The sequence below is a fragment of the Pseudomonas sp. D1HM genome (genome assembly GCF_019266105.1).
GTDB classification, from domain to species: Bacteria; Pseudomonadota; Gammaproteobacteria; order Pseudomonadales; family Pseudomonadaceae; genus Aquipseudomonas; species Aquipseudomonas taetrolens.
In genome coordinates, this window is the sequence record NZ_LRMN01000023.1 from 31,677 (window position 1) to 57,093 (window position 25,417).

The 25,417-nt window shown below is 58.7% G+C and carries 18 protein-coding genes; 7 read left to right on the forward strand and 11 right to left on the reverse strand.

Translation table 11 applies throughout. The features are described from left to right. Positions 1–215: 215 nt before the first annotated feature. Positions 216–779 carry a chalcone isomerase family protein gene (locus AWM69_RS20440; protein WP_218728204.1) on the forward strand — a complete coding sequence of 188 codons (564 nt, stop codon included), beginning with the start codon at positions 216–218 and terminating at the stop codon, positions 777–779. A gap of 185 nt (positions 780–964) precedes the next feature. On the opposite strand, the gene AWM69_RS20445 is transcribed toward AWM69_RS20440, so the two are convergent. Beyond that, positions 965–2,428, reverse strand: a complete 1,464-nt coding sequence (locus AWM69_RS20445) for a glyceraldehyde-3-phosphate dehydrogenase (RefSeq protein ID WP_131655210.1) — start codon at positions 2,426–2,428, stop codon at positions 965–967. Between the two features lie 287 nt (positions 2,429–2,715). Between AWM69_RS20445 and mfd the strand changes: the two genes are divergently transcribed. Continuing rightward, positions 2,716–6,165, forward strand: coding sequence for a transcription-repair coupling factor (gene mfd, locus AWM69_RS20450; RefSeq protein ID WP_131655211.1), 3,450 nt, complete (start codon positions 2,716–2,718; stop codon positions 6,163–6,165). Between the two features lie 21 nt (positions 6,166–6,186). Continuing rightward, the gene (locus tag AWM69_RS20455) at positions 6,187–8,889 is read left to right on the forward strand and encodes a DEAD/DEAH box helicase (protein ID WP_218728205.1); all 2,703 of its coding nucleotides are present in this window, start codon (positions 6,187–6,189) and stop codon (positions 8,887–8,889) included. Positions 8,890–8,918: 29 nt separating this feature from the next. Here AWM69_RS20455 and nagZ read toward each other — a convergent pair whose 3' ends face one another. Both nagZ and AWM69_RS20465 read right to left on the reverse strand, forming a co-directional pair. Continuing rightward, the gene (nagZ, locus tag AWM69_RS20460) at positions 8,919–9,929 is read right to left on the reverse strand and encodes a beta-N-acetylhexosaminidase (protein WP_048382334.1); all 1,011 of its coding nucleotides are present in this window, start codon (positions 9,927–9,929) and stop codon (positions 8,919–8,921) included. A 181-nt stretch (positions 9,930–10,110) separates the two neighbouring features. Continuing rightward, entirely contained in the window at positions 10,111–10,818 is a 708-nt protein-coding gene (locus AWM69_RS20465; protein WP_218728206.1) for a TetR/AcrR family transcriptional regulator, read from the reverse strand. A gap of 260 nt (positions 10,819–11,078) precedes the next feature. Between AWM69_RS20465 and lexA the strand changes: the two genes are divergently transcribed. Both lexA and sulA read left to right on the forward strand, forming a co-directional pair. Then, the gene (lexA, locus tag AWM69_RS20470; protein ID WP_048382332.1) at positions 11,079–11,687 is read left to right on the forward strand and encodes a transcriptional repressor LexA; all 609 of its coding nucleotides are present in this window, start codon (positions 11,079–11,081) and stop codon (positions 11,685–11,687) included. A 10-nt stretch (positions 11,688–11,697) separates the two neighbouring features. Further along, entirely contained in the window at positions 11,698–12,171 is a 474-nt protein-coding gene (gene sulA / locus AWM69_RS20475) for an SOS-induced cell division inhibitor SulA (RefSeq protein ID WP_218728207.1), read from the forward strand. 72 nt (positions 12,172–12,243) lie between these two features. On the opposite strand, the gene AWM69_RS20480 is transcribed toward sulA, so the two are convergent. The 7 genes from AWM69_RS20480 to AWM69_RS20510 form a co-directional block, all read right to left on the reverse strand. Next, positions 12,244–12,477, reverse strand: a complete 234-nt coding sequence (locus AWM69_RS20480) for a hypothetical protein (protein WP_048382330.1) — start codon at positions 12,475–12,477, stop codon at positions 12,244–12,246. A 117-nt stretch (positions 12,478–12,594) separates the two neighbouring features. Further along, complete coding sequence (locus tag AWM69_RS20485; RefSeq protein WP_218728208.1) at positions 12,595–13,116, reverse strand: DUF6586 family protein; 522 nt, start codon at positions 13,114–13,116, stop codon at positions 12,595–12,597. A gap of 292 nt (positions 13,117–13,408) precedes the next feature. Further along, entirely contained in the window at positions 13,409–16,036 is a 2,628-nt protein-coding gene (gene topA, locus AWM69_RS20490) for a type I DNA topoisomerase (RefSeq protein WP_218728210.1), read from the reverse strand. A 114-nt stretch (positions 16,037–16,150) separates the two neighbouring features. Beyond that, a complete protein-coding gene (locus AWM69_RS20495; RefSeq protein ID WP_048382605.1) occupies positions 16,151–16,387 on the reverse strand; it encodes a DUF1653 domain-containing protein in 237 nt (78 codons plus the stop codon). 107 nt (positions 16,388–16,494) lie between these two features. Further along, the gene (fadA, locus tag AWM69_RS20500) at positions 16,495–17,670 is read right to left on the reverse strand and encodes an acetyl-CoA C-acyltransferase FadA (protein ID WP_048382327.1); all 1,176 of its coding nucleotides are present in this window, start codon (positions 17,668–17,670) and stop codon (positions 16,495–16,497) included. Positions 17,671–17,697: 27 nt separating this feature from the next. Further along, complete coding sequence (gene fadB, locus AWM69_RS20505) at positions 17,698–19,845, reverse strand: fatty acid oxidation complex subunit alpha FadB (protein ID WP_048382326.1); 2,148 nt, start codon at positions 19,843–19,845, stop codon at positions 17,698–17,700. 262 nt (positions 19,846–20,107) lie between these two features. After that, positions 20,108–20,545 (reverse strand): hypothetical protein, encoded by a 438-nt coding sequence (locus AWM69_RS20510; protein ID WP_218728211.1) that lies wholly within the window; start codon positions 20,543–20,545, stop codon positions 20,108–20,110. A gap of 103 nt (positions 20,546–20,648) precedes the next feature. On the opposite strand from AWM69_RS20510, the gene AWM69_RS20515 reads away from it, so the two are divergent. Beyond that, positions 20,649–21,089, forward strand: coding sequence for a universal stress protein (locus tag AWM69_RS20515; RefSeq protein WP_048382324.1), 441 nt, complete (start codon positions 20,649–20,651; stop codon positions 21,087–21,089). A 78-nt stretch (positions 21,090–21,167) separates the two neighbouring features. Here the strand turns inward: AWM69_RS20515 and AWM69_RS20520 are convergent, their stop codons facing one another. After that, the gene (locus AWM69_RS20520) at positions 21,168–23,087 is read right to left on the reverse strand and encodes an ATP-binding cassette domain-containing protein (RefSeq protein ID WP_218728213.1); all 1,920 of its coding nucleotides are present in this window, start codon (positions 23,085–23,087) and stop codon (positions 21,168–21,170) included. Between the two features lie 214 nt (positions 23,088–23,301). Between AWM69_RS20520 and AWM69_RS20525 the strand changes: the two genes are divergently transcribed. Beyond that, positions 23,302–25,230, forward strand: coding sequence for a transglycosylase SLT domain-containing protein (locus AWM69_RS20525; RefSeq protein WP_131655218.1), 1,929 nt, complete (start codon positions 23,302–23,304; stop codon positions 25,228–25,230). Positions 25,231–25,417: the final 187 nt, after the last annotated feature.

A 25,417-nucleotide genomic window follows, 5' to 3' on the forward strand; every position in this document is an offset into this window, starting at 1 on the left:
TGGCGCGGCCAGCGCCATGAAAGATCAAAACGTGGTGCACAGTCTATAGAAGCCTGAACGCTGCGAACATTAACCCTTGGTCTCGTCGATGGCTATTTTTGCGTTCACAGCAGCAAACCCTTCCCCGCAGCCCTTCAGGAGAGGGCCTCCAGAGATCAACACACATTCAAAATATGACATAACCTCTAACAACTCAGTCACCAGAGCCCACCCTCATGCGCCACATATGGATCGTACTGGTAATGATCTACAGCGCCGCCAGCCTGGCAGAGGAGTCTTCACGCTTAAAGGAAGCCAATTTTCCTGCCCAATCGCGAGACGGATCACAACGCATGGAACGCAAAGGCCAGATTGTGCTGACCTATCTTTGGGCCGACATCTACGCCGCAGCCCTGTTCACCCCACCGGATATCAGCCCGCAGCAGGCTTTTGACGAACAGCGCGACTTGCGTCTGGAGCTCTACTATCTGCGCGACCTCAAGCACAGCGATATCACCCGAGCATCCGCCACCATCCTCAAACGTCAACATCCCGCGACCACTTTGGCCATCCTTGATGCCCCGCTAAAAAAACTGCAATCGAGTTTTGGCGATATCAAACGCGCAGACCGCTACGCTCTGGACTACACCCCCCAACGGGGGCTGAATGTCGAGCGCAATGGCACGGTCATTTTCAGTAGCCGGAACCATGAACTGGCCAAGCTCTACCTCGGGATATGGCTGGCCCCCGACGGCCTGCCGGAAAAATTGCGTCGCGATTTGCTTGCGCCAAGGCCCTGACCCGGACGTGTAGCGCCCACACATGGGGCCTACAACCTTTGGGGCACACTTCAGACTACGGTTTAACCGGGTCACCACGATGATTTCATCGCGAACAGGTGCGCATCGAAAACCTGTAGCGTCCGCCCGGCAAATCACGCCCATAAAAAAACCCCGAATGATCGGGGTTTTTTATGGGCGATTGCTTAGCGCGGGAACGCTGGCGGGTTGACCCCGGCCATGTCTTCCATCACGCGGACTACCTGGCAGCTATAACCGAATTCGTTGTCGTACCAAACGTACAGCACAACGCGGTTGTCATTGCAGATAGTGGCCTCAGCATCCACCACACCGGCGTGACGCGAACCTACGAAGTCAGTGGAAACCACTTCCTGCGAGTTCACGTAGTCGATTTGCTTGTGCAGGTCGGAGTGCAGCGCCATGTAGCGCAGGTACTCGTTCATTTCTTCACGGGTCGCCGGCTTCTCAAGGTTCAGGTTGAGGATGGCCATCGAAACGTTTGGCGTCGGAACGCGGATCGCGTTACCGGTCAGCTTGCCGGCCAGCTCAGGCAGAGCCTTGGCAGCAGCGGTAGCAGCACCGGTTTCGGTGATAACCATGTTCAGCGCGGCACTACGGCCACGGCGATCGCCCTTGTGGAAGTTGTCGATCAGGTTCTGGTCGTTGGTGTACGAGTGAACTGTTTCAACGTGACCATTGACGATGCCGAACTTGTCGTTGACAGCCTTGAGCACCGGCACGATGGCGTTGGTGGTGCAGGATGCCGCGGAAACGATCTTGTCGTCTGCGGTGATTTCGCCGTGGTTGATGCCGTGAACGATGTTCTTCAGCTTGCCTTTGCCAGGCGCGGTCAACACAACGCGATCGATGCCCGGGCAGGCCAGATGCTGGCCCAGACCGTCGGCGTCACGCCATACGCCGGTGTTGTCCACCAGCAGTGCGTTCTGAATGCCGTACTGGGTGTAGTCCACCTCGGTCGGATTCTTCGCGTAGATCACCTGGATCAGGTTGCCGTTGGCCGTGATGGTGCTGTTGGCTTCATCAATGACGATGGTGCCATCGAACGGGCCGTGCACCGAGTCGCGGCGCAACAGGCTGGCACGCTTGACCAGATCGTTTTCGGCGCCTTTGCGCACAACAATGGCACGCAGACGCAGGCCGTCGCCACCACCGGTTTTTTCGATCAGGATGCGCGCCAGCAGACGACCGATACGACCGAAGCCGTACAGTACGACATCAGTGCCTTTGCGCGCAGAAGCGTTTTGCTGACCTACAACTTCGGCCAGTTCTTCGCGTACGAACTGCTCGGCAGTCCGGCCATTGCCTTCGGTCTTGAACTTGACGGCCAGCTTGCCCAGGTCTACTGAAGCAGCGCCGAGCTTGAGCTCGCTCATTGCTTTAAGCAGCGGGAAAGTTTCGTGCACGGACAATTCGCTGTCATCGGACTGACGATGACGCGCAAAGCGGTGAGCTTTGAGAATCGCAATGACTGAACGGTTGATCAGGCTGCGGCCATAGATCGAGCTCACCACGTTGTTATTGCGGTAAAGCTGACCGATAAGCGGAATCATCGCTTCAGCGAGTGCTTCACGGTCGATCCATTCACCAAGACACTGGTCGGGCTTCTGAGTCACGGGAACCTTCCACATGTAGGGGCTGAAAAAAGGGGCTACATTATGCAGTTGTGGCCATACAGGGGCAATGCACGCCTGTCATACGCTGTAACTGAAACGATTAAGCCCTAATAAACAAAGGCAAAAAAACTTTCACTGCGTTCACTTTCAGGACTTCAGCCCCTGCAACACTCCTCTGCACGCCCCTCTTTTCAAGCCTCCTGCGCTGATTTCAGGCCTCCACTAAAGACGGCAACTGACAGCCAGCCCTTTGGCCCGTTACAATTGCCAACTTTGTCGCAACGCTTGGAGCTCAACCTTCCGTGCCCGTCCTGCGTCTACCGAAACTCCCTGCCACCGCAGGTAAACAGCATTGGGGCAACCTGCCCGGTGCCGCCCTGAGCCTCGCGATTGCCGAGGCCGCCAGCGCCGCCAAGCGCTTCACCTTACTCCTGACCGCCGACAGCCAAAGCGCCGAACGCCTGGAGCAGGAGCTGCGGTTTTTCGCGCCCGAATTACCAGTGCTGCATTTTCCCGACTGGGAAACGCTGCCCTATGACCTGTTCTCGCCCCACCAGGACATCATTTCCCAGCGCATTGCCAGCCTGTATCGACTCCCCGAGCTCGACCATGGCGTTTTGGTAGTACCTATTACCACGGCCCTACATCGCCTGGCGCCGACCAAATTTCTGCTCGGCAGCAGCCTGGTCCTGGATATCGGCCAAAAGCTGGACGTGGAGCAAATGCGCACCCGGCTTGAGGCCAGCGGTTATCGCTGCGTCGATACGGTCTACGAACACGGCGAATTCGCCGTTCGCGGCGCATTGATCGACCTGTTCCCGATGGGCAGCAAACTGCCCTACCGGATCGACCTGTTCGACGACGAAATCGAAACCCTGCGCACCTTCGATCCGGAAAACCAGCGCTCGATCGACAAGGTCGAATCGGTGCGATTGCTGCCGGCACGCGAGTTCCCCCTGCAAAAAGACGCCGTGACCCGCTTCAAGGCACGCTTTCGAGAGCGCTTTGATGTCGACTTCCGCCGCTGCCCGATTTTTCAGGACCTGAGCAGCGGAATTACACCGGCCGGCATCGAGTACTACCTGCCACTGTTTTTCGATGAAACCTCGACCCTGTTCGACTACTTGCCGGGCGATACCCAGGTGTTCTCCTTGCCAGGCATCGAGAACGCGGCGGAGCATTTCTGGTCAGATGTGCGCAACCGCTATGAAGAGCGGCGCGTTGACCCGTCACGCCCCTTGCTGCCGCCCGCCGAGCTGTTTCTCCCGGTCGAAGACTGCTTCGCCCGGCTGAAAAGCTGGCCACGGGTAGTCGTCAGCCAGGACGACCTGGACACCGACACCCGCCGTGAGCGCTTCCCCGCCCGGCCGCTGCCGAATCTTGCGATCGAGGCCAAGGCCAATCAGCCACTGGCCGCCTTGTCGGGCTTTATCGAGCAGTTTGACGGTCGCGTGCTGTTTACCGCCGAATCGGCCGGTCGACGCGAGGTGTTGCTGGAGCTGCTTGAACGCCTCAAGCTGCGCCCGAAAACGGTCGACAGCTGGCCCGATTTCGTTGCCAGCAAACATCGCCTGGCCATCACCATTGCCCCGCTGGATGAGGGCCTGCTGCTCGATGATCCGGCGCTGGCACTGATTGCCGAAAGCCCGCTGTTCGGTCAGCGGGTGATGCAGCGCCGGCGCCGCGAAAAGCGCGCAGACGCCAATAACGATGCCGTGATCAAAAACCTCACCGAGCTGCGCGAAGGCGCACCGGTGGTGCATATAGACCACGGTGTCGGGCGCTATCAAGGGCTGGCAACCCTGGAAGTCGACAACCAGGTGGCCGAGTTCCTCACCCTGGAATACGCCGAAGGCGCGAAGCTTTACGTGCCTGTGGCCAACCTGCACCTGATCGCCCGCTACACCGGCAGTGACGATGAGCTGGCGCCGCTGCACCGCCTGGGCTCGGAAACCTGGCAAAAAGCCAAGCGCAAGGCCGCCGAACAGGTACGGGATGTCGCCGCCGAGCTGCTCGACATCTATGCCCGTCGCGCTGCTCGCGAAGGCTACGCCTTTGCTGACCCAAAGGCTGATTATGCAACCTTCAGCGCCGGCTTCCCGTTTGAAGAAACACCCGACCAGCAGACCACCATCGAAGCCGTGCGCGAAGACATGCTCTCGCCCAAGCCGATGGATCGGCTGGTGTGCGGCGACGTAGGCTTCGGCAAAACCGAAGTGGCCATGCGCGCGGCCTTCATTGCCGTGCATGGCGGTCGCCAGGTAGCCATCCTGGTGCCTACCACCCTGCTCGCCCAACAGCATTACAACAGTTTCCGCGACCGCTTTGCCGACTGGCCGGTAACGGTTGAAGTGATGAGCCGCTTCAAGTCCGCCAAAGAGATCAATGCCGCCGTCGCCGATTTGGCCGAGGGCAAGATCGACATCGTGATCGGCACCCACAAGCTGCTGCAAGACGACGTCAAAATCAAAAACCTGGGCCTGGTGATCATCGACGAAGAACACCGTTTCGGTGTTCGCCAGAAAGAACAGCTCAAGGCCCTGCGCAGTGAAGTCGATATCCTGACGCTCACCGCAACACCGATCCCGCGCACATTGAACATGGCCGTGTCGGGCATGCGCGACCTGTCGATCATTGCCACGCCACCTGCGCGCCGGTTGTCGGTGCGTACCTTTGTCATGGAACAAAACAACAGCACGGTCAAAGAGGCCCTGCTGCGTGAGTTGCTGCGCGGTGGCCAGGTTTACTACCTGCACAACGACGTCAAGACCATCGAGAAATGCGCCGCCGAGCTGGCCGAACTGGTACCGGAAGCCCGGATCGGCATCGGACACGGCCAGATGCGTGAACGCGAACTCGAGCAGGTGATGAGCGATTTCTATCACAAGCGCTTCAACGTGCTGATCGCCTCGACCATCATTGAAACCGGCATCGACGTCCCCAGCGCCAACACCATCATCATCGAGCGCGCCGACAAGTTCGGCCTGGCACAGCTGCACCAGTTGCGCGGCCGTGTCGGACGCAGCCACCACCAGGCGTATGCCTATTTGCTGACGCCGCCGCGCCAGCAAATTACCGGGGATGCGCAAAAGCGCCTCGAAGCCATCGCCAACACCCAGGATCTGGGCGCCGGCTTTGTCCTGGCCACCAACGATCTCGAAATCCGGGGCGCGGGCGAACTGCTCGGTGACGGCCAGAGCGGCCAGATCCAGGCGGTGGGTTTTACCCTGTACATGGAGATGCTCGAACGCGCGGTGAAGTCGATCCGCAAGGGCGAACAGCCCAACCTTGACCAACCGCTGGGTGGCGGCCCGGAAATCAACCTGCGCGTGCCGGCGTTGATTCCCGAAGCCTACCTGCCCGACGTTCACGCCAGGCTGATCCTCTACAAACGCATTGCCTCCGCAAGCGATGAAGAAGGCCTCAAGGATCTGCAAGTCGAGATGATCGACCGCTTCGGCCTGTTGCCGGAACCGACCAAAAACCTGGTGCGTATCACCCTGCTTAAATTGCAGGCCGAGCAACTGGGCATCAAAAAAGTCGATGCCGGCCCGCAAGGCGGGCGGATTGAGTTTGCGGCCGACACGCCGGTTGACCCGCTGGTCCTGATCAAACTGATTCAGGGCCAGCCCAACCGTTACAAATTCGAAGGCGCGACGCTGTTCAAATTCATGGTGCCGATGGAGCGCGCTGAAGAACGCTTCAATACCATTGAAGCGCTCTTCGAACGCCTGACGCCGAAGTCGTCCTGATGGCCAGCCAATGACGTCCCCATGCCCTTGAGCCAGACACCTCGGCTGACCAAGCCGCTCGCAGCGACCTGGATCAGTCGTTTCAAAGAGCAAAGCCTTGAGCGCGGACGGCGCTATGCGCTGGAAAACCGTGTCAGGATCGTGGAAATCGGCGACAGCCTGATCACCGCCAGCTGCCAGGGCTCAAGCGACAATACTTACCGCCAGACCATTCAATTACGCGAGTCCGCCAAGGGCACACTGCTCCTGGTGAGCGCGAACTGTACCTGCCCCGTCCGCACGAACTGCAAACACACCGCAGCCGTATTACTGAAGATTGAAGACACCTTGAATTACCCTGCCGCAGCCCGGGACGCCGAGCTTCTGGAAAAACTCCAGGCCGTACTCGACTCACGCCGCCCCGCCCAACTGCCCGAACAGGTGGTCGACGATGCACGCCCCATACCTCGCCTGTGGCTGGCCAGTGTCGAGTTCAGCGCCTTTGAACCGCGCAACGGCAAAATGCAACGCTACATCCAGCACCGTGCGGCACTGTCGTTCAACTACCTTGACCAGTACGTTTCGGGGCAAAAAAACGCTGACATCCTGATTCGCCAGGAGCAGCAGACCCTGCGCATCAAGCGTCACCCCGAAGCCGAGAACGCCTGCCGCGAACAACTGCGCAGCCTGGGCTTCAAAATTGCCACGCGGCAAAGCAAGGCGCTGCCGGAAAGTGCCGGCGAACTGTTCGAGATGGTCAACGACAGTGCCTGGCTGAACTTCACCCTCAACGAAATGCCCGGCCTGCGCGAGCAAGGCTGGGAACTGCAGATCGATGAAGACTTCGGTTTTGATCTGAGCCCGGTGGAAGACTGGTATGCCAACGTCGATGAAGCCCCGGAACGTGACTGGTTCGACCTGGAGCTGGGGATTATCGTCAATGGCCAGCGCCTCAGCCTGCTGCCGATCCTGCTGAACCTGATGCGCTCGCACACCGACATTCTCAGCCCTGAAAAGCTCGCCCGGCGCCAGGATAACGAGCTGATCCTGGTGAATATCCCGTCCACGCCCAACAGCACTCATGGCCCACTGCAAGTTGCCCTGCCTTATGGCCGCCTGAAACCGGTGCTGGCGACCCTGGGCGAGTTTTATCTGAACGAGCCCGGGGCCACCACGCTACGGATCAAAAGTGCAGATGCACCCCGTCTGAATGCCCTGGATGCGCTGCCCCTGCGCTGGGAAGGCGGCGAACACATTCGCGGTTTTGCCCAGCGCCTGCGCGACATCAAGGACTTCACCGTCGAAGCGCCCAAGGGGCTGAATGCCAACCTGCGCCCCTACCAGCTTGAAGGCCTGAGCTGGATGCAGTCCTTGCGTCAGCTTGAGGTGGGCGGGATTCTCGCGGACGACATGGGGCTGGGTAAAACCCTGCAAACCCTGGCGCATATCCTGTGTGAAAAGAATGCCGGCCGACTGGATCGACCTGCCATGGTGGTGATGCCCACCAGCCTGATCCCCAACTGGCTCGACGAGGCCGCGCATTTCACCCCGCAACTCAAGGTGCTGGCGCTGTTTGGCGCCACGCGCAAAAAGCATTTCGAGCAACTCAACGATTACGACGTGATCCTGACCACGTACGCCTTGCTGCCCAAAGACATTGAGCAACTGGCAAAACTGCCGTTGCACATCCTGGTGCTGGACGAAGCGCAGTACATCAAGAATCCCGGCAGCAAGGCCTCGCAAGCGGCCTGTGAACTGGTTGCACGGCAACGCTTGTGCCTCAGCGGCACGCCGCTGGAAAACCATCTGGGAGAGCTGTGGTCACTGTTTCACTTCTTGCTGCCCGGCTGGCTGGGTGACGTCAAAGCCTTCAACCGTGATTACCGGGTACCGATTGAACGTCACGGCAACGACGAACGCCTGCAGCACCTCAATGCACGGATAAAGCCGTTCTTGCTGCGCCGCACCAAGGAACAAGTGGCCACCGAACTGCCGCCCAAAACCGAGATTATCCATTGGGTCGACCTCAACGAGGCACAGCGGGACGTGTACGAAACCATGCGCCTGGCGATGGACAAAAAAGTTCGCGACGAAATCACCCGCAAAGGGGTGGGACGCAGCCAGATCATCATCCTCGAAGCGCTGCTCAAGTTGCGTCAGGTCTGTTGTGACCTGCGTCTGGTCAGCGACAGCCCGCCGAAAAAAGGCAGCACTTCGGGCAAACTCGACAGCCTGATGCTGATGCTCGATGAGCTGTTTGCTGAAGGTCGGCGCATTTTGCTGTTCTCACAGTTCACCTCGATGCTCGGCCTGATCGAGGCCGAACTAAAAAAGCGCAATGTCAGCTACGCCTTGCTCACCGGACAAACCCGTGACCGCCGCACGCCAGTCAAGGATTTCCAGAGTGGCAAGCTGCAGATCTTCCTGATCAGCCTCAAGGCCGGTGGCGTGGGGCTGAACCTCACTGAAGCGGACACCGTGATTCACTACGATCCGTGGTGGAACCCGGCCGCCGAAAACCAGGCGACCGACCGCGCCTACCGTATCGGCCAGGAAAAACCGGTGTTCGTTTATAAAATGATCGCGCGCGGCACCGTGGAAGAGAAAATCCAGCACTTGCAGCAGGAAAAGTCAGACTTGGCAGCCGGCATTCTGGATGGGCGAATCGCCGGAGACTGGAAACTGCAGGACGACGACATCGACGCCCTGTTTGCGCCGCTGCCGCCGAAGAACGAGAAGCGCTGAAAGCACCCCTCGCGCCTGCCAGGCATGGTTCAATCGATCAGTTGAGCGTCCTTGAGGGCGCCCATCGCCACCCGCCAGCGCGGATCCTGACGATAATCGGTGCTGGCCCAGGCCTGACCCCGCATGCGTGCGATCCGCGGCGAAGGGGTCACCTTCATGCGTTGCGCCGCGCTGAGCGCCAGCTCTGCCGCAGCACGGTCATTGCACACCAGCCCCATGTCACAACCGGCCGACAGGGCCGCCTCGATTCGGCTGGCGGCATCGCCCACCACATGGGCACCGGCCATCGACAGGTCATCACTGAAGATCACGCCATCGAACTGCAGCTCACCACGCAAGATGTCCTGCAGCCAGCGGCGGGAAAAACCGGCGGGCTGGCTGTCGACCTGAGGGTAGATCACGTGGGCCGGCATGACCGCGGCCAAGTGTTTGCTCAAACGGGCAAACGGCACAAGGTCATGGGCCCGAATCTGCTCAAGGCTGCGCTCATCGGTCGGAATGGCCACATGGGAGTCCGCCTCCGCCCAGCCGTGCCCCGGAAAATGCTTGCCCGTGGCCGCCATGCCCGCGTCATTCATCCCGCGAATAAAAGCACCTGCCAACACAGCGGCCCGCTCCGGATCGCCTTCAAACGATCGACTGCCCACCACCGCGCTGCGCTGGTAATCCAGATCCAGCACCGGTGCAAAGCTCAGGTCCAGCCCGACGGCCAGCACTTCGGTCGCCATGATCCAGCCGCATTGTTCTGCCAGATACTCGGCATTCGGGTTGTCGGCAATGGCGCGCATGGCCGGCAAACGCACAAAACCCTGGCGCAAGCGCTGCACCCGCCCGCCTTCCTGATCGACCGCCAGCAGCAGGTCCGGGCGCAGGGCACGAATCGAGGCACTCAACTCGCGCACCTGGCGTGGATGCTCAATGTTGCGTGCGAAAATAATCAGCCCGCCCACTTCAGGCTGGCGCAGCAAGTGCCGGTCTTCAGCCGTCAGCCAGGTGCCGGCGACGTCGACCATCAAGGAGCCTTGCAAGGCAGAACTCATGGGTAATCCTTTAAAAAGAGAATGTTCACCCCCCGCTCGGCATACCCGGGTACAGGCATGCGCACCTCGGGCAGACAAGGCATCAGCGCGTCGGCAAGGTGTACAGATGAAGGGAATGAATCGAGGTTAGGCATGGCAGCTAGCTTAGCGGAACTCAGCTGCCACGCCCACCCGCAGCGGCTCAAACCTTAGCGGCGACCGTCGGGGGTTTATTGCGCGGACGCAACTGGGCTGCAGCCATCGCCGGATCGACCACACCACTCTCGGCTCGCATGCCCGCGGCCAGAAAGGGCACCATCAAGCGCATCACCTGCTCTATCGAGGTATTGACCCCGAAGTCGGTCTCGGCAATGGCACGCAGTGCCTTGATCCCGGACATGCTGAAAGCCGCCGCACCGAGCATGAAGTGCACACGCCAGAACAGCTCGATAGGCGGAATCTGCGGCGCAGCTTCATTAACCAGCAGCATGTAGCGACGGAACACCTTGCCGTACATGTCTTCGAGGTAGCGCCGCAAATGGCCCTGACTCTGACTGAACGCCAGCCCCAGCAGGCGCATGAAGATCGACAGGTCGTTGCCGCTGCGCGGCTGAATGACCAGTGCCTGCTCGACCAGCATCTCCAACAGCTCTTCAAGCCCCGGGCGATTCTCCGGCTTGGCCTGACGGCGTTCCAGTTCACGGTCGAGGTTGGCACAGAAAGGCCCCAGGAAACGCGAAAAAACGGCCTGGATCAGCGCCTTTTTCGAACCGAAATGGTAATTGACTGCCGCGAGGTTAACCCCGGCCTTGCTGGTAATCAGCCGCAATGAGGTTTCGGCAAAACCTTTTTCCGCGAACAGCTGCTCGGCAGCATCAAGGATACGTTCAACGGTTTCCGACTGGGCCATGGCTACTCCGCCTGACAAACATTTAAACAGGTGTTTGAAACATACGTTTCAGCTTGTAAAAAGTCAAGATGACGCATTCGTTTTACGACCGGGCAGTTCTGCATTTAACCACAGCCTTGGCGAATCAGGACTTGCCTCATCCACCGCCCTTTACGCCACGTTGAAGCGACCGTCCAGCGGACGGCTTGAAATGGGTGATTGCCAATAAGCTTTCACTGTATATAATCCCAGTCACTGTATAAAAAGACAGAGCGATCATCATGCTAAAACTGACGCCACGCCAAGCTGAGATCCTGGCCTTCATCAAGCGATGCCTGGATGACAACGGATACCCGCCCACCCGTGCCGAGATCGCACAGGAGCTGGGCTTCAAGTCTCCAAACGCTGCCGAAGAGCATCTCAAGGCCCTGGCCCGCAAGGGCGCCATCGAGATGACACCCGGTGCCTCGCGCGGTATTCGCATCCCTGGCTTCGAAGCCAAGTCCGACGAATCCACCTTGCCCATCATTGGCCGGGTTGCGGCCGGTGCCCCGATTCTGGCGCAGGAGCATGTCGAAGAGTCATGCAACATCAACCCGACCTTCTTCCATCCACGCGCCGACTACCTGCTGCGGGTACAAGGCATGAGCATGAAAGACGTCGGCATCTTCGACGGCGACCTGCTGGCCGTTCACACGTGCCGCGAAGCCCGCAATGGCCAGATTGTCGTCGCCCGTATCGACGACGAGGTCACGGTCAAACGCTTCAAGCGCGAAGGCAGCAAGGTCTGGCTCATCGCTGAAAACCCGGACTTCGCGCCCATTGAAGTCAACCTCAAAGACCAGGAACTGGTCATTGAAGGCTTGAGTGTCGGCGTCATTCGCCGCTAAAGGAGGCTTCATGCAGTTCCCACACACACCGCTTCCAGCACAACTCCCGCTGTTCGAGGTCTTCATGGCACAACCCATGGCACCTGCGATCAAAGACGTGCTCGATTCATCCTGGAGCGCCGAACCTGAAGTATTCAGTGAACTGTCGTTACGCGGTGCTGCCGGAAACTGCCTGAACCTGCTTGCTCCCATGCTGCGTGAACTGAGCGAGCAGCAAGACGCTCGCTGGCTGACCCTGATCGCCCCCCCGGCGAGCCTCACACAAAGCTGGCTGCGCGAGGCAGGGTTGAACCGTGAACGCATTCTGCTGCTTCAACCCAACGGCAACAAAACCGCCTTGCAACTCACGTGCGAAGCCCTGCGCCTGGGCCGCAGTCACACCGTCGTCAGCTGGATCAACCCGCTAAACGCCACGGCACGCCAACAGCTCATTGGCGCAGCGCGCACGGGCCACGGGCAAAGCTTGAATATCCGATTGGGCTAAACAGGCACTACTGCCGCAGAGCTTTTGCAGAACACAAAAGCCTCCCTGTGACATGTCTCGGTAATGGGTCGCTTAATGAAGAATACGCGGCCCATCATCTTTTTCGAGCTCGCCTTCAGCCAGCCGACCAGCCATCTGCACGCCTACGCTAAGCATGGCTTTTGCCACCTCGACGTGCTGGCCCTGAAGAAACTCTTTGGCATCTTCAGAGAAGTTCAGCGTCACCAAAGACCCTTCGTCTTCAGCCCGGCGCAACTCGATACGGCCGTCTGGCAACTCGACAATTTCTAGAAAGGACGTTGGCATTAAGTTTGTTCTCCACGAAAGCGCGAGATTATACCAGTCATCGTTTACAAATTTTCCAGGATATACGCCGCAATCACTCTGGACTGATGAATGACTGCACGGTATCAGCAATAAACTTCAGCACTCATTGAGTCCATCACGGAACCGTATGGCCAGGTCTTTTAAGGACTGGCGCCACGCCTCAAGGGTTTCCCGGCTCAATTCCTCGGGCGCCTCATTCTCAAGATTGACCGCCTCGATCAACGGCTGAAATACATCGACCTTGACCTTTTGGGGCGCTTGCAAGGGCTGGTACAGCGCGGCATGGATGGCCACCAGCTGCGCCAGCCATGTGTGCGGAGCCCGTGCCAGTTCGACCATTTCTGCGAGCTCGGGAATGGCCGTTGCGTCCAGCACGTCCTGTGTCAGCAGTAGCTCAACACGAGGCGCATTGGCTTGTGGCAGGCGATAAAAACCTGCGATCTCATGGCACAAACCCAAAAGCGCACCATACAAATGGAATATTGCAGACTCGCGCTCAGCCTGGACCAGCCCCTGCGCATTCATGGCGCGCCCTTCCCCGGCCTTGTTCATGGCATCCAGGGCCAGGCCGGCGAAATAGATTTTCTGATTGGTGCGGGTATAGAGTTCATGAGCCATGAGGGCGCTCCACAGCGAATTGAATTAGGGCTGGCAGCAGTCTCAGGGATGAGAGGCTGTGGGCGCAAGGAGCAAAGCCGGATGCCCGCTTCGCAGCAGTTGCCGCAGGCTGAGCCCGATTGCGTGATAATCATCAATACGCAGCGTCAGGTTCAATTGTCATCTCGCAGTGCCTGGGTTACGCCGGACGTAGCCTGCGGCAACTGCTACGGGATAGAGGAGCACTCACAAACAAAAAACCGCGCAAGGCAGACAAGCCCTTGCGCGGTTTTTTTAAAGCCAGTGGCTCAGATCAAGCGTCTTTTTCCTTACGCTTGTCTTCAACCTTCCAGCTGTTACCGTCGTAGAACGCACGCCAGCCGGTCGGCTTGCCATCCACTTCAGTCTGCACGTACTGCTCTTTGGTTTTGCGACTGTAGCGAATCACGGCTGGACGACCATCCGGGTCTTTTTTCGGTGCTTCACACAAGAAGTGGTACTTGGGATCAATTTCGTCCTTGTGCGGAACAATTTCGATCACCAGAGGCGCACGGGTCTCACGGTTTTTCGGGAACTGGCTGGCAGCCAGGAACAGCCCCGAAGCACCGTCACGCAGAATGTACGTGTCGTTAACCTTCTCGCACTTGAGCTCCGGCATTTTCACCGGGTCCATTTTCGGCGGCGCCGCTTCACCACTCTTCAACAGCTTGCGGGTGTTCTTGCACTCGGCATTGGTGCAACCGAAGAACTTGCCAAAACGGCCGGTCTTGAGCTGCATCTCGCTGCCGCACTTGTCGCACTCCAGGCTAGGCCCTTCGTAACCCTTGATGCGGTAGCTGCCTTCTTCGATTTCGTAGCCAGTGCAATCCGGGTTGTTACCGCAGATGTGCAGCTTGTGCTTCTCATCCAGCAGATAGGCATCCATCGCGGTGCTGCAAATCGGGCAGCGATGCTTGCCCAACAGCACCAGCGATTCGGACTCACCTTCATCGTCAGCAGCGATTTCGTCGCCCGGCACCAGGTTGACCGTCGCCTTGCAGCGCTCTTTGGGCGGCAGGCTGTAGCCCGAACACCCGAGGAAAACACCGGTCGATGCCGTACGAATCTGCATTGGGCGACCGCATTCCTTACATGGAATATCAGTCATCACCGGCTGGTTGGCACGCATGCCGCCATCTGGAGCCGCCGCGACTTCGAGTTTCTTTTTGAAGTCGCCGTAAAACTCGTCCAGCACGTTTTTCCAGTCGCGCTCACCGTGCGCCACGTCATCGAGGTTTTCTTCCATGCCGGCGGTGAAGCCGTAGTCCATCAGGTCAGAGAAGCTCTCGGACAAGCGCTCGGTGACGATATCGCCCATTTTTTCGGAGTAGAAACGGCGGTTGTGCAGCGCCACGTAGCCGCGATCCTGAATGGTCGAGATGATTGCCGCATAGGTCGAAGGACGACCGATACCGCGTTTTTCCATCTCTTTTACCAGGCTGGCTTCGGAGTAACGCGCAGGCGGCTTGGTGAAGTGCTGGCTTGGATCGAGATCGATCAATTTCAGCACGTCGCCCTGCGCCATGTCCGGCAACACATCATCGTCGCCCGGCTTGGCGATTTGCGGCATGACACGGGTGTAACCGTCGAACTTCAGGATGCGGCCCTTGGCCCGCAGCTCAAAGTCGCCAGCAGCGACGCTGACGGTGGTCGACAAATACTTGGCCGGTAACATCTGGCACGCCACGAACTGGCGCCAGATCAGCTCGTAGAGACGCTCAGCGTCACGCTCCATGCCCGACAGCTTGGTCGGATGCATGTTGACGTCAGAAGGACGAATCGCTTCGTGAGCCTCCTGGGCGCCTTCCTTGCTGCTGTACACGTTCGGTGCAGGCGGCAGGTACGACGCGCCGAACTCACCTTCAATATAAGTGCGCGCCATTTCGACCGCATCGCCCGAAAGGTTGGTGGAGTCGGTACGCATGTACGTGATGTAGCCCGCTTCATACAAGCGCTGGGCCATCATCATGGTTTTCTTCACGCCGAAGCCCAGGCGGTTACTGGCGGCCTGCTGCAAGGTGGACGTGATGAACGGAGCCGACGGTTTGCTGCTGGTCGGCTTGTCTTCACGTTTGGCGATGGTATAGCTGGAGCTCTTGAGCTTCTCCAGCGCCGCCATGGCCTGTGCTTCGTTCAGCGGCTTGAAGGCTTCGCCTTTTTCACGGGCCACATCGAAACGCACCTTGGCACCCTTGGCGGTGCCCAGGTCAGCATGGATCTCCCAGTACTCTTCAGGGTTGAAGGCACGAATTTCGCGCTCGCGCTCCACCACCAGCTTCACTGCAACCGATTGCACACGGCCAGCCGACAAGCCGCGGGCAATTTTTGCCCACAGCAATGGCGAAACCATGTAACCCACTACACGATCGAGGAACCGACGCGCCTGCTGGGCGTTGACACGGTTGATGTCCAGCTCGCCCGGCCTGGAAAAGGCTTCCTGAATGGCTTTCTTGGTGATTTCGTTGAACACCACGCGCTTGTAGCGGCTGTCATCACCACCGATGGCTTCGCGCAGGTGCCAGGCAATGGCTTCCCCCTCGCGATCCAAGTCGGTTGCGAGATAGATGGTGTCAGCATCCTTGGCGAGCCGGCGCAGCTCTTCGATGACCTTTTCCTTGCCCGGGAGGATCTCGTACTTGGCTTTCCAGCCATGATCGGGATCGACACCCATGCGCGAGATCAGCTGTTTTTGAGCCTTCTCTTTTGGCGACAGGGCCGGCGCTTCGCCCGCCGCTGCCTTGCCACGCTTGGCAGCCGGTTCTTTGCTGGCGCTAGCCGAACCGCTGGTGGGCAGGTCTCGGATATGGCCGATACTCGACTTCACCACGTACTCGTTGCCCAAGTACTTGTTGATGGTCTTGGCCTTAGCCGGGGATTCCACAATGACCAGCGATTTGCCCATGGATCAGAAAATTCCTGAATTCTAGAAGTGAAAGGCGGTTCGCGCCTGACGCGGCACCGCTATATATAGTGGCTACAAGGTGAGGTCAAGCACAGGGTTCTGCGCGACCTCGTCTCAGGGCCGGGAAAAGAGGCTGGGTTCGGCCTGGATCAGAGCAAAGCGCGGCACCTGCTCACCTTCGACGGTGACGGTTTCCAGAAACATGCTCAAGGGACGCACCCAAAAACCGAAATCGCCATACAGAGCCTGATAGAACACGACTTCTTCTTCGGTTTCAGAATGGCGAGCCACATTGAATACCCGATATTGCGGCCCTTTGTAATGTTGATAGAGCCCAGGTTGTAGCTGCATATTGCGGCCCTCCTCATACAAATAAAAAAACACACTCAAGAAAAAAATAAAAACTGCCCAAAAACAAAAACCGGGGCACATGGCCCCGGCTTCCCTCAACGCAACGCTTAAACGCGTTCGAAGACGGTGGCAATGCCCTGGCCGAGGCCAATGCACATGGTGGACAACCCGAAAGTGCCGCCATTTTGCTTCATGACATTGAGCAAGGTGCCGGAGATACGCGCACCCGAGCATCCAAATGGATGACCCAGAGCGATGGCGCCGCCGTGCAGGTTAACCTTCTCATTCATCTTGTCGAGCACTTTCAAATCTTTCAGCACTGGCAGTGCCTGTGCAGCGAAAGCTTCGTTGAGCTCAATGAAGTCGATATCGGCCATATTCAAGCCCGCACGCTTCAATGCTTTTTGTGTAGCCGGTACTGGACCATAGCCCATGATCGCCGGATCCACACCGGCAACCGCCATCGAGCGAATCACCGCCAGCGGCTGGATGCCCAGGTCCTGGGCACGCTGCGCCGACATCACGATCATGCACGAAGCACCATCGGTGATCTGCGATGAAGTACCCGCTGTCACGGTCCCGCCCTTAGGGTTGAACGCCGGTTTCAGGGCGGCCAGGCTTTCCAGGGTGGTTTCCGGACGAATGGTTTCGTCATAGTCGAAAATTTTCAGGAAGCCGTTTTCATCATAGCCCTGCATCGGGATGATTTCGTCCTTGAACTTGCCTTCCAGCGTCGCCTTGTGGGCAAGCTGGTGGGAACGCACGCCAAAGGCATCCTGCTGTTCGCGGGTAATACCGTGCATCTTGCCCAGCATTTCGGCCGTCAGGCCCATCATGCCCGAGGCTTTTGCCGCGTACAGCGACATGTGCGGGTTAGGATCAACGCCATGCATCATGCTCACATGACCCATGTGCTCGACGCCGCCAACCACGAAAACGTCACCGTTGCCGGTCATGATTGCCTGGGCTGCGGTGTGCAGGGCGCTCATGGACGAACCGCACAGGCGGCTCACGGTCTGGGCTGCGGAAGTGTGCGGGATCTGGGTCATCAGCGACGCCATGCGCGCAATGTTCCAGCCTTGCTCCAGGGTCTGGTTCACACACCCCCAAATCACATCTTCGACTTCGTTCGGGTCAACCTTGACGTTGCGCTCCAGCACTTTGCTGATCAGGTGCGCAGACATGTCTTCAGCACGGGTGTTGCGGTGCATGCCACCCTTGGAGCGGCCCATCGGGGTGCGACCGAAGTCAACAATCACCACGTCTCTAGGATTCAAGCTCATAATTTCACTCTCACTCTAATGGGGCGCTTAACCGAAGAAGCTCTGGCCGTTCTTGGCCATCTCACGCAGCTTCGCAGTCGGGTGGTACAGCGCGCCCAAGTCAGCGTACTGATCGGCCAGGGCCACGAACTCTGCAACACCGATCGAATCGATGTAGCGCAGGGCGCCGCCACGGAACAGCGGGAAGCCAATTCCGTAGACCAGGCCCATATCGGCTTCGGCTGCGGTTTCAACGATGCCGTCTTCCAGGCAACGCACGGTTTCCAGGCACAGCGGGATCATCATCCAGTTGATGATGTCTTCGTCGGTGACTTCGCGCTGCTCGTAGACGATCGGCTTGAGCACTTCAAGCACGCTCGAATCAACGACTTTCTTCTGCTTGCCGCGCTTGTCTGCCTCGTAGGCATAGAAGCCCTTGCCGTTTTTCTGACCCAGGCGCTTGGCTTCGTACAGAGCATCAATCGCCGAGCGGCGATCGTCTTTCATGCGATCCGGGAAACCTTCAGCCATGACATCACGGCCGTGGTGACCGGTGTCGATGCCGACCACGTCCATCAGATAAGCCGGGCCCATTGGCCAGCCGAATTTTTCCATGACCTTGTCGATGCGCACGAAGTCGACACCGGCACTGACCAAGCGGGCGAAACCGCCGAAATACGGGAACAGCACGCGGTTGACCAGGAAGCCCGGGCAATCGTTGACGACGATCGGGTTCTTGCCCATTTTCTTGGCGTAGGCAACGGTGGTTGCTACCGCCAGATCGCTGGACTTCTCGCCACGAATCACTTCAACCAGCGGCATCATGTGCACCGGGTTGAAGAAGTGCATGCCGACAAAGTTTTCCGGACGCTTGAGGGCCTTGGCCAGCAAGCTGATGGAAATGGTCGAGGTGTTGGAGGCCAGAATGGCATCTTCCTTGACGTGGTTTTCCACTTCAGCCAACACGGCTTGCTTGACCTTCGGGTTCTCGACTACCGCTTCGACCACCAGGTCGACATGGCCGAAATCGCCGTAGGACAGAGTAGGACGAATACCGTTCAGCACTTCGGCCATCTTCGCCGGAGTCATACGACCTTTATCAACGCGACCGACCAGCAGCTTGGCGGCTTCAGCCAGGCCCTGCTCGATGCCGTGCTCGTTGATGTCTTTCATCAGGATCGGCGTCCCTTTGGAGGCCGACTGATAGGCAATACCGCCACCCATGATGCCTGCGCCGAGTACGGCTGCCTGCTTCACGTCCCTGGCAATCTTGTCGTAAGCCTTGGCCTTTTTCTTGAGTTCCTGATCGTTCAGAAACAGGCCGATCAGGCACTGCGAAGCGGACGTCTTGGCCAGCTTGGCAAAGCCGGCAGCTTCCACTTCCAGCGCCTTGTCACGACCGAAGTTGGCGGCTTTCTGGATCGTCTTGATCGCTTCGACCGGGGCAGGATAGTTCGGGCCGGCCTGGCCGGCCACGAACCCCTTGGCCGTTTCGAAAGCCATCATTTGTTCAATGGCGTTGAGCTTGAGCTTCTCGAGCTTCGGCTGACGCTTGGCCTTGTAGTCCAGCTCGCCACTGATGGCGCGCTTGATCAGGTCCAGCGCGGCATTCGCCAATTGAGCGGGGGCAACCACCGCATCAACGGCGCTGACTTTCAGCGCATCTTCAGCGCGGTTTTCCTTGCCGGAGGCAATCCACTCCACAGCATTGTCGACGCCAATCAGGCGTGGCAGGCGAACGGTGCCGCCAAAACCCGGGTAAATGCCCAGTTTGACTTCAGGCAGGCCAATCTTGGCGCTGTCAGCCATGACCCGGAAGTCTGCGGCCAGGCACATTTCGAGACCGCCACCCAGCGCGATGCCATTGATGGCCGCAACTGTCGGTACGTTGAGGTCTTCGAAATCACTGAAGATTTTGTTGGCTTCGAGATTGCCTGCAATCAGCTCGGCATCCGGCAACTTGAAGTTTTCGACGAATTCGGTGATGTCTGCGCCGACGATAAAGACGTCTTTACCGCTGGAAACGATGACACCCTTGACCGAAGCATCTGCCTTGATCGCATCCACTGCCTGACGCAATTCGTTCAGGGTTAGACGGTTGAACTTGTTGACGGACTCACCCTTGAGGTCGAATTTCAATTCGACGATGCCGCTTTCAAGAGCCGTTACCGTGATGGCTTTACCTTCGTAAATCATCAACTGATCTCCACGATATGGAAGCTGAACAGTACACGTCGGACGCTAGCGTCTGGCAGTCATTGACCTTTGCGTCAATGCTAACGCCAATCCGTCAGGCACACCCGCCAACGCGATAGTCGGGGTTATGTGAGCGTTGTCTGACATAACAAACACTCGATTCATACGCCCGTTTGATTTGGGTGACGACACCTTCAGGGAAAAGCCATCGATTGTCAATTGTCCAAAACAATGATGACAAACGCTGTAGCCGCTGCCTGTGTCACGCCAGAGCCCTGAGCACCTGATCAATCGCTTTCAATACGTCAGCATCGCCCTTCTCGCCCCAGACCAGCACAATCATCTGCGTATCGGCCTCGACCTTGTATACGTTGCCCGGCAGCTTGCCGAACTGCTCCAGCAGGCGCGGATCCACGCATTCTTCCTGCCAGCGGTTGAGCCATTTTCCCGGTACTGATTGCCAATAGCACCATACATCTGGCTTAGTACTGCGCCGCGGGCGGTGATACTGCGCGCAGGGGCTAGGCGGCTCGGGTTCGATCCAATGAGGCCATTCCTGAGGCGCCAGCTGCATGGCCAGCCCCATGCGTCGCGCCTCCATGCGCAGGTTCATGCGCCCACTCTGACTTCGAGAGGGTCGCAACCACGCCAGAGGGCTCAAAACCAGCGCCAGGATTGACACCACTATCCATACCGTCATATCTGTACTCTCATTACTTGAAAAACGAGTGACCCTGACTTGAAGCAAGGCCTTGTAAAAGGTCCATACTCATAATTAATCGCCATTTACAGGAGCGACTCACATGCCCTACGAACATATTTTGGTCGCCGTCGACCTGACCGAAGAATGTGACCCCGTGATCAACCGCGCCAGCGAAAGCGCCAAGGCTAACGGAGCCAAACTGTCACTGGTACATATCGTTGAGCCAATGGCCATGGCGTTCGGTGGCGACGTGCCAATGGACCTCTCACAATTGCAGCAACAGCAATTCGATCAGGCCAAGGAACGCCTTGAGCGCCTTATCCACAAATACCCGCAGCTCTCAAAAGACAACTGCCACCTGACCTATGGTCAGCCGCGCCAGGAAATCCATGCCCTGGCCAAAGCGCAAGCCTGCGACCTGATCGTGGTCGGCAGTCATGGCCGTCACGGCCTGGCACTGCTGCTGGGCTCTACCGCCAACGACGTACTGCATGGTGCACCCTGCGATGTTCTGGCTGTAAGCCTGAAGAAAGCCGAATAAGAGCACGCGCTCGCCATAGCAAAAAAGCCCGGCACCTTGTTCAAGGTACCGGGCTTTTTCATATCAGCAGGCGCTCAATCAGGCATCCAGCTCAGCCCAACGCTCGACCAATTGCTCAAGCTCGGCCTGCAGCTTTTCAAGCCTGGCGATCACTTCTGCAGTTTTGGCCGCAGGCAGCAGGTAAAAGCCTGCATCCGCCATTTCGGCTTCAACGGCCGCAATCGCCTGCTCTTTCGCATCAATGTCACCCGGCAAGGCTTCCAGCTCGCGCTGCAACTTGTAGCTGAGCTTCTTTTTTGCCACAGGTGCAGGCTGAGCGGCAGCAACCGGTGCCGGAGCGGCCTCCACTACGGCAGAGTTCAAGTCGGCTTTGCCGGACTTGCTCTCGGTCACGCCCAACAGGCGAGGTGAACCGCCCTGACGCAGCCAGTCCTGATAGCCGCCCACGTATTCGCGGACCTTGCCTTCGCCCTGGAACACCAGAGTACTGGTCACCACGTTGTCGAGGAATGCCCGGTCGTGGCTGACCATCAGCACGGTGCCTTTGAAGGTCAGCAAAACCTCCTCCAGCAGCTCCAGCGTTTCAACGTCCAGGTCGTTGGTCGGCTCATCGAGTACCAGCAGGTTGGCTGGCTTGCTGAACAGCTTGGCCAGCAACAGACGCGCACGCTCACCACCCGACAGCGCCTTGACCGGCGTACGGGCACGCTGAGGGCTGAACAGGAAGTCGCCCAGGTAGCTGAGCACGTGGCGGCTTTGGCCGTCGATCTCGATAAAGTCGCGGCCTTCAGCCACGTTATCGATAACGGTTTTTTCCAGATCCAGCTGGTGACGCAACTGATCGAAGTAAGCCACGTCGATTCGAGTGCCCTCTTCAACCGTACCCTCGGTAGGCGTCAGACCGCCCAGCATCAGTTTCAACAGTGTGGTTTTACCCGTACCGTTGGCACCCAGCAGACCGATACGATCGCCGCGCTGGAGCACCATCGAGAAGTCCTTGAGCAGGAACGGACCACCCGGGTGAGCAAAGCTGACGTTTTCCAGCACCATCACCTGCTTGCCGGACTTGTCGGCGGTGTCGAGCTGGATGTTGGCTTTACCGGTGCGCTCGCGACGCTCACTGCGCTCGACGCGCAATTCTTTCAACGCGCGAACACGGCCTTCGTTACGGGTACGGCGCGCCTTGATGCCCTGGCGAATCCACACTTCTTCCTGGGCCAGGCGCTTGTCGAACAAGGCGTTAGCCGTTTCTTCAGCCGCCAGGGTCGCTTCCTTGTGAACCAGGAAGCTGGCGTAGTCGCCGTTCCAGTCGATCAGGCCGCCACGATCCAGTTCCAGGATCCGGGTCGCCAGGTTTTGCAGGAATGAACGGTCGTGCGTAATGAACAGAACCGCGCCCTGGAAATCCTTCAGGGCTTCTTCAAGCCAGGCGATTGCGCCGATGTCCAGGTGGTTGGTCGGTTCGTCGAGCAGCAACAGATCCGGTTCGGAAACCAGTGCTTGCGCCAGCAGGACGCGTCGACGCCAGCCACCGGACAATTCTGCAAGCGTTTTGTCAGCCGGTAGCTGCAAGCGGCTCAGGGTGCTATCGACCAATTGCTGCAAGCGCCAGCCGTCACGGGCTTCGAGGTCTTGCTGGACGTGCATCAGCTTGTCCAGATCGGCATCGGTCACGATGTTCTGGCTCAGGTGGTGGTACTGCGCAAGCAGTTCGCCCACACCGTCCAGACCTTCGGCCACTACGTCGAATACGGTCCGTTCGTCGGCAACCGGCAACTCTTGCGGCAATTCGCCAATCTTGAGGCCGGGTGCGCGCCAGACAGAGCCGTCGTCGGGCTTTTGATCACCTTTAACCAGCTTCATCATGCTGGACTTGCCGGTGCCGTTGCGGCCGATGATGCACACCCGCTCTCCACGGGCGATCTGCCAGGACACCTTGTCCAACAACGGCATAGAGCCGAAAGCAAGGGACACATCGCTGAATTTGAGCAGGGTCATGAGCTTCTCCAAAAACTGGGCGCGCATTCTACCTGATTTGAGGCCTCGGGCGGCCGGGTATTTACTGCACGCAGCCCTCTTGCCTTCATTTAGTGCCAAGTTGTGCCCGTTGGCCGACAAGCCGTTCACGACCCGCTGGCAAAAGGCTAAGCTACGACCCAATCAGTGCCGGGCGTCCCTGCACTTGTCGCATTTTCATCAGTACGGAAGCCTCATGCGCAGTCGTCTTTTCAACTTTTTATCCTGCCTGCTTCTCACTGGCTGCGCCGCGCACTACGCCCAGGCCGCAGACCTTACCCAACAACGCCAGCTGTATGACGATGCAAAACGGGCCTTGGGCAAGGGTGACTCCGGGCCGTATTTGCGCAATGCCGACGCCCTGAAAACTTATCCGTTGACGCCTTACCTGGCCTACGACGAGCTGACGGCGCGCCTGAAATCGGCCAGCAATCAGGAAATCGAACGGTTCCTCGCCGACCATGGCGACCTGCCCCAGGCCAACTGGATGAAATTGCGCTGGTTGCGCTGGCTGGCCGAGCGTGGCGACTGGGCAACCTTCGTCAAGTATTACGACCCCAAGCTCAACTTCACTGAACTGGACTGCCTGAACGGCCAGTATCAGGTCCAGCACAAGCTCAAGGCCGAAGGCTATGCCACCGCCGAGAAACTGTGGCTGGTGGGCAAGGCTCAGCCTGCCGCCTGTGATGCATTGTTCAGCCAGTGGGCCGCCGAGGGCCAGTTGACCGAGCAAAAACGCTGGCAGCGGGTGAAACTGGCGGCCGAAGCCCGAAATTACGGGCTGGCCACTTCTCTGGCCAATGGCCTCAACACCCTGGGCCCACAGGCAAGACTGATGATTGATGTCGCGCAGAAGCCCGACATGCTGAGCCAGCCTTCGCGCTTTCTACCGGCCAGCGAGGCCATGTCTGACGCCGTTGGCCTGGGCCTGCGCCGCCTGGCACGTCAAAACCCGGAAAAAGCCGCATCCCTGCTCGACACCTATGCCGCCAACATGCATTTCTCCCGCGACGAAAAAGTCGCCATCGCTCGGGAAATCGGCCTGACGTTCGCCCGCCGCTACGACAGCCGCGGCCTGGATATCATGACCCGGTATGACCCTGAACTGCGGGACAACACCGTCACCGAGTGGCGCCTGCGCCTGCTGTTGCGCCTGGCCCGCTGGGAAGACGCCTATCAGTTGACCCGCAAGCTGCCGCAAGACCTGGCTACGACCAGCCGCTGGCGTTACTGGCAAGCTCGCAGCCTTGAGCTGGCCGAGCCCAAGAACCCGCAAGCGCAGGTTCTGTTCAAGACCGTGGCCAAAGAGCGTGACTTTTATGGCTTCCTGGCCGCCGACCGGGCGCAAACGCCCTATCAGCTCAACAACCGTCCGCTGGTGCTCAGCCCGCAGGTGATCAAAAAAGTACGCAATACCCCGGGTATTCAGCGCGCCCTGGAATTCCATGATCGCGGGCAAATCGTGGATGGTCGTCGCGAGTGGTACCACGTCAGCCGGTTGTTCAGCCGTGATGAAATGGTCGCCCAGGCCAAACTGGCCTACGACATGCAGTGGTATTTCCCGGCGATTCGCACCATCAGCCTGGCCAAGTATTGGGATGACCTGGACATTCGCTTCCCGATGGCTCACCGCGACACGCTGGTGCGTGAAGCCAAGGTGCGCGGATTGCACTCGAGCTGGGTGTTCGCCATTACCCGCCAGGAAAGTGCATTCATGGCCGACGCCCGTTCTGGCGTGGGTGCCACCGGCCTGATGCAGCTGATGCCCGCCACTGCCAAAGAGACCGCACGAAAATTCAGCATCCCGCTGGCTTCGCCCCAGCAAGTGCTGATCCCGGACAAAAACATCCAGTTGGGTGCGGCCTACCTGAGTCAGGTCCATAGTCAGTTCAACGGCAACCGGGTTCTGGCATCAGCGGCCTATAACGCCGGCCCCGGCCGTGTTCGCCAATGGCTCAAAGGCGCGAACCACCTGGGTTTCGACGTATGGATCGAAAGCATTCCCTTCGACGAAACCCGCCAGTACGTACAAAACGTGCTGTCATATTCGGTGATCTACGGGCAAAAACTCAACGTACCGCAACCGCTGGTGGACTGGCACGAGCGGTATTTTGATGACCAATGATCCTTGCCGGAACTGAGCAAGCTCGCTCCTACAGAAGTTTGAGCACCACCCCGCCCCTGTAGGAGCCGAGCTTGCTCGCGAAGGCATCACCGCGTTCTTGCAGAGAGCTCCGCGACGCCCGGATCGCGAGCAAGCTCGCACCTACAGAGGTTTGCGCACCACCCTGCCCCCTGTAGGAGCCGAGCTT

Bases quoted from the DNA above. Each gene is read 5' to 3' on its own strand.
- AWM69_RS20440 (WP_218728204.1), top strand. From the start codon at position 216: ATGCGCCACATATGGATCGTACTGGTAATGATCTACAGCGCCGCCAGC.
- AWM69_RS20445 (WP_131655210.1), bottom strand. From the start codon at position 2,428: ATGTGGAAGGTTCCCGTGACTCAGAAGCCCGACCAGTGTCTTGGTGAA.
- AWM69_RS20455 (WP_218728205.1), top strand. From the start codon at position 6,187: ATGCCCTTGAGCCAGACACCTCGGCTGACCAAGCCGCTCGCAGCGACC.
- nagZ (WP_048382334.1), bottom strand. From the start codon at position 9,929: ATGAGTTCTGCCTTGCAAGGCTCCTTGATGGTCGACGTCGCCGGCACC.
- AWM69_RS20465 (WP_218728206.1), bottom strand. From the start codon at position 10,818: ATGGCCCAGTCGGAAACCGTTGAACGTATCCTTGATGCTGCCGAGCAG.
- lexA (WP_048382332.1), top strand. From the start codon at position 11,079: ATGCTAAAACTGACGCCACGCCAAGCTGAGATCCTGGCCTTCATCAAG.
- sulA (WP_218728207.1), top strand. From the start codon at position 11,698: ATGCAGTTCCCACACACACCGCTTCCAGCACAACTCCCGCTGTTCGAG.
- AWM69_RS20480 (WP_048382330.1), bottom strand. From the start codon at position 12,477: ATGCCAACGTCCTTTCTAGAAATTGTCGAGTTGCCAGACGGCCGTATC.
- AWM69_RS20485 (WP_218728208.1), bottom strand. From the start codon at position 13,116: ATGGCTCATGAACTCTATACCCGCACCAATCAGAAAATCTATTTCGCC.
- topA (WP_218728210.1), bottom strand. From the start codon at position 16,036: ATGGGCAAATCGCTGGTCATTGTGGAATCCCCGGCTAAGGCCAAGACC.
- AWM69_RS20495 (WP_048382605.1), bottom strand. From the start codon at position 16,387: ATGCAGCTACAACCTGGGCTCTATCAACATTACAAAGGGCCGCAATAT.
- fadA (WP_048382327.1), bottom strand. From the start codon at position 17,670: ATGAGCTTGAATCCTAGAGACGTGGTGATTGTTGACTTCGGTCGCACC.
- fadB (WP_048382326.1), bottom strand. From the start codon at position 19,845: ATGATTTACGAAGGTAAAGCCATCACGGTAACGGCTCTTGAAAGCGGC.
- AWM69_RS20510 (WP_218728211.1), bottom strand. From the start codon at position 20,545: ATGACGGTATGGATAGTGGTGTCAATCCTGGCGCTGGTTTTGAGCCCT.
- AWM69_RS20515 (WP_048382324.1), top strand. From the start codon at position 20,649: ATGCCCTACGAACATATTTTGGTCGCCGTCGACCTGACCGAAGAATGT.
- AWM69_RS20520 (WP_218728213.1), bottom strand. From the start codon at position 23,087: ATGACCCTGCTCAAATTCAGCGATGTGTCCCTTGCTTTCGGCTCTATG.
- AWM69_RS20525 (WP_131655218.1), top strand. From the start codon at position 23,302: ATGCGCAGTCGTCTTTTCAACTTTTTATCCTGCCTGCTTCTCACTGGC.